Source organism: Skermanella aerolata KACC 11604 (assembly GCF_000936425.1).
GTDB lineage: Bacteria > Pseudomonadota > Alphaproteobacteria > Azospirillales > Azospirillaceae > Skermanella > Skermanella aerolata.
Window position 1 is genome coordinate 1 of record NZ_AVFK01000131.1, and the last position, 2,756, is coordinate 2,756.

At 66.4% G+C, this 2,756-nt stretch carries 6 protein-coding genes and 1 pseudogene; 2 read left to right on the plus strand and 5 right to left on the minus strand.

The features are described from left to right. Positions 1-292: pseudogene (locus tag N826_RS38595) on the minus strand (hypothetical protein); the annotation flags it as partial. Positions 293-314: 22 nt separating this feature from the next. Beyond that, positions 315-494 (minus strand): hypothetical protein, encoded by a 180-nt coding sequence (locus tag N826_RS38600; protein ID WP_044437869.1) that lies wholly within the window; start codon positions 492-494, stop codon positions 315-317. A gap of 58 nt (positions 495-552) precedes the next feature. Here N826_RS38600 and N826_RS38605 point away from each other — a divergent pair, with 58 nt between their 5' ends. Both N826_RS38605 and N826_RS38610 read left to right on the plus strand, forming a co-directional pair. Then, on the plus strand, positions 553-1,455 hold the full coding sequence (locus N826_RS38605) for a lipid kinase (protein WP_044437870.1): 903 nt from the start codon (positions 553-555) through the stop codon (positions 1,453-1,455). Positions 1,456-1,535: 80 nt separating this feature from the next. Continuing rightward, positions 1,536-1,715: a hypothetical protein gene (locus N826_RS38610; protein ID WP_044437871.1), complete on the plus strand. Its 180-nt coding sequence runs from the start codon at positions 1,536-1,538 to the stop codon at positions 1,713-1,715. A gap of 52 nt (positions 1,716-1,767) precedes the next feature. Here the strand turns inward: N826_RS38610 and N826_RS45865 are convergent, their stop codons facing one another. The 3 genes from N826_RS45865 to N826_RS44600 form a co-directional block, all read right to left on the minus strand. After that, positions 1,768-1,899 (minus strand): hypothetical protein, encoded by a 132-nt coding sequence (locus tag N826_RS45865; RefSeq protein ID WP_280178521.1) that lies wholly within the window; start codon positions 1,897-1,899, stop codon positions 1,768-1,770. 45 nt (positions 1,900-1,944) lie between these two features. After that, positions 1,945-2,349: a hypothetical protein gene (locus N826_RS38615; protein ID WP_044437872.1), complete on the minus strand. Its 405-nt coding sequence runs from the start codon at positions 2,347-2,349 to the stop codon at positions 1,945-1,947. Between the two features lie 24 nt (positions 2,350-2,373). Beyond that, on the minus strand, positions 2,374-2,756 hold a 383-nt coding region (locus N826_RS44600; RefSeq protein WP_044437873.1), incomplete at its 5' end, for a hypothetical protein.

The window sequence follows — 2,756 nt, forward strand, 5'->3', positions numbered from 1 at the left end:
GCCGCGTTTGGAATTCCGGCAGCAGGGCGCGCGGCACCCGGCAATCCGGCTCGCCCGGTCGAGGCCCCCAGGCAGCCAGCCAGGCGCCCTGGTCAGCCAGAACGACCAGCCGGTCGCGCCACAGATCGTCGGGAGTGACCCAGTGCGGATGGGCCGACGTGCCTCCGGTCAGTGCCAGCAGCGCCGCCGCCAGCCGGCGCGCGGACGATGATGCGGCCGCGTCAGAGTGCAGCACTGCCCACGCCTCCCGGATCGCTTCCTCGATTTCCAGATCGGTCACACCCGCTACCATGCCTTGCTGTTCCAGGATACCCCTACATACCCCCAAGCATCTTACCGGACCATCCGGCATAAATCGCGTTCAGCACCTTGGGGCCGGCGGAGACGGGCAGAACATGGGCTGCGGGATGCGCCGCGGCTATCCGTGTGGTCAGGACGACGAGCGCCATTCGGTCAGCGGTGCGGTCCTTGCCCTGGAACAGGACAGCGACCATCCAGGTTGTTGTCCGGACAGGTTTCATCCCACCAGGCCACACTTCAGGAAGGGCACATATGACCAACTCCCGCCGGCGGGCGCTGCTCCTGGTCAACCGCAACGCCCGTGCCGCCGGCACGGTGCTGGACGACACCATCGCCCTGCTGGACGAGGGCGGGATCGATGTTCGGGAGGAAGCCTGCCCGGCGCCGGACCAGCTGGCCCAGGTCATCCGGCAGCAATCCGGCGCCCTTGACTGCGTGATCATCGGCGGCGGTGACGGCACGCTGAACGCGGCGGCGCCGGCACTGGTCGAAGCCGGTCTGCCGCTCGGCATTCTGCCGCTGGGCACGGCCAACGATCTGGCCCGCACCCTGGAGATCCCGCCGGACCCGATCGGCGCGGCGCGGATCATTGCCGCCGGCCGGATCCGAACCCTTGATCTCGGCGAAGTCAACGGCCGGCTCTTCTGGAATGTCGCCAGCATCGGCCTCAGCGCCGAGCTGGCGCGCGAGATCACCTCGGAAACCAAGCAGCGTTGGGGCAGGCTGGGCTACGGCATCGCGGCCCTCAGGCTGCTCGCCCGCATGCGCCCGTTCACCGCCGAGATCAGCCATGATGGCGTGACCGAGCGGGTCAGAACCGTGCAGATCGCGGTGGGCAATGGGCGCCATTACGGTGGCGGCATGGTCGTCGAGGGATCAGCGAGACCAGACGATGGTGTGCTCCATCTCTACAGCCTGGAAGTCGATCACTGGTGGAAGCTGCTGGCGCTGTATCCGGCGTTTCGCCAGGGCCGGCACGGCGAGTGGCGCGATGTCCGGGCTTTCGCCTGCACCGAAGTCGAGGTCAGAACAAAGCGGCGTCGGACCATCAACACCGATGGCGAGCTGACGGAAAGCACCCCGGCCCGCTTCCGGGTTCGCCCGGGAGCTATCAGGGTCTATGCGCCACACCCAGGCAGCGTTTCAGATGCCTGACTATACGGCAGCGTCGGATCCATCCGTCACATCGAGTGTTTGTCTGCAAGCAAATGTCAGCTGAAGGGAACTCGGACAGCATGAAGAAACTGCCCCCCTGCCCCAAGTGCGGCGACTGGCGGGTCGAGCACCTCAATCCAGGTTCGGATTTCGAGGAGTGCCACTGCCTGTCATGCGGGCTGATCGTCAACATCGCCCTGCTGAAGGGACGCCGCACCATCGAACATCGGGAAGTCGATCAGAACGAGCCGGTGACGTAGCTGCCGGGCTGAAGCAGGTGCCCTGGTCTGCACGGCCAGCCAGCGGGAGCGGTCAGGAAAATACGAAAGCCAGAACAAAGGCAATGATGACCAGGACGAGCGAGATCATCAGCACATAGCGGACGACGCCCTCCCGGGTGCCCTGCCGGGCGCTGGTCGGGGACTTGATAGGCCGCTCTGTCATGTTTTCTACCGGTCATTCTGTTGAAGGAAGTCTCGCCTGCCCAGTTCAATGAACAGCAGGGCCCATCGTTCCGTCGATCTGACTTATGTCGCAATACCAGGTGCTGCCGTCGGCACTCGCGATGATGGTGATCACTCCGGTACCGGCCAGCGCCATCAGGTCGGCAAGATCCGCTCCCGCCGGTGCTGGGCAGTAAAGGATGATCCACAGGGAGGCAAGGCAGGCCATGGCCCACTGTCCCGTATCAAGCCCCTCAAGAGCCAATGTGCGCGCGATCAGGACGCCCTCCTGAGTGCCGCGGATCGGGGGCGGGCCGGCTGACCTTTCGAGTTCGAACAGCCACTCCGGCAAGGCCTGCGCCATGAAGTCGCCGGCAACCTGTCTACGACCGAGGCGAACCATGATCCGCACGCACCCGGCATGAATGGGTTGCCGCTGATTGTTCGGCATGCTGCTCCCCTGCCTCTAGACCGGTCAACCCTCGCCGAGCGCGGTCCTGACCTGCTGCTCCTCGAGATCGAGCTCGGCGATCAGCGCGCTCATGGCCTCGCTGTCGATCTCGTCCGTGTGCTCGGCCAGCAGCTTCGCCCGTGCCGCCTCGATCGCGGTCAGGCGCAGGCCGAGCTGGGCTGCCCGGCGCTGAGTGCCGGTCGCGGCGTCGTGGCGCATCTGATCGGCCTGCGTGGCGCGCACCCGCAGGTCGCGCAGCAGATCCTCGGCCGCCGCCGCCTGTTCCGGGTCGTCGAGCTGCTCGCTCACCGCATCCATCGCCGCCACTGTGGCGGCGCTGCGGGCGGTGATCGCCTCGGGTGTCACCGCCGGGTTGACCGTCTCGTCCCCGGGCTCGTTCAGGCCGA

Excerpts from the sequence above, each read along its gene's own strand:
- N826_RS38610 (WP_044437871.1), top strand. The coding sequence starts at position 1,536 with ATGAAGAAACTGCCCCCCTGCCCCAAGTGCGGCGACTGGCGGGTCGAG.
- N826_RS38600 (WP_044437869.1), bottom strand. The coding sequence starts at position 494 with ATGGTCGCTGTCCTGTTCCAGGGCAAGGACCGCACCGCTGACCGAATG.
- N826_RS45865 (WP_280178521.1), bottom strand. The coding sequence starts at position 1,899 with ATGACAGAGCGGCCTATCAAGTCCCCGACCAGCGCCCGGCAGGGCACC.
- N826_RS38605 (WP_044437870.1), top strand. The coding sequence starts at position 553 with ATGACCAACTCCCGCCGGCGGGCGCTGCTCCTGGTCAACCGCAACGCC.
- N826_RS38615 (WP_044437872.1), bottom strand. The coding sequence starts at position 2,349 with ATGCCGAACAATCAGCGGCAACCCATTCATGCCGGGTGCGTGCGGATC.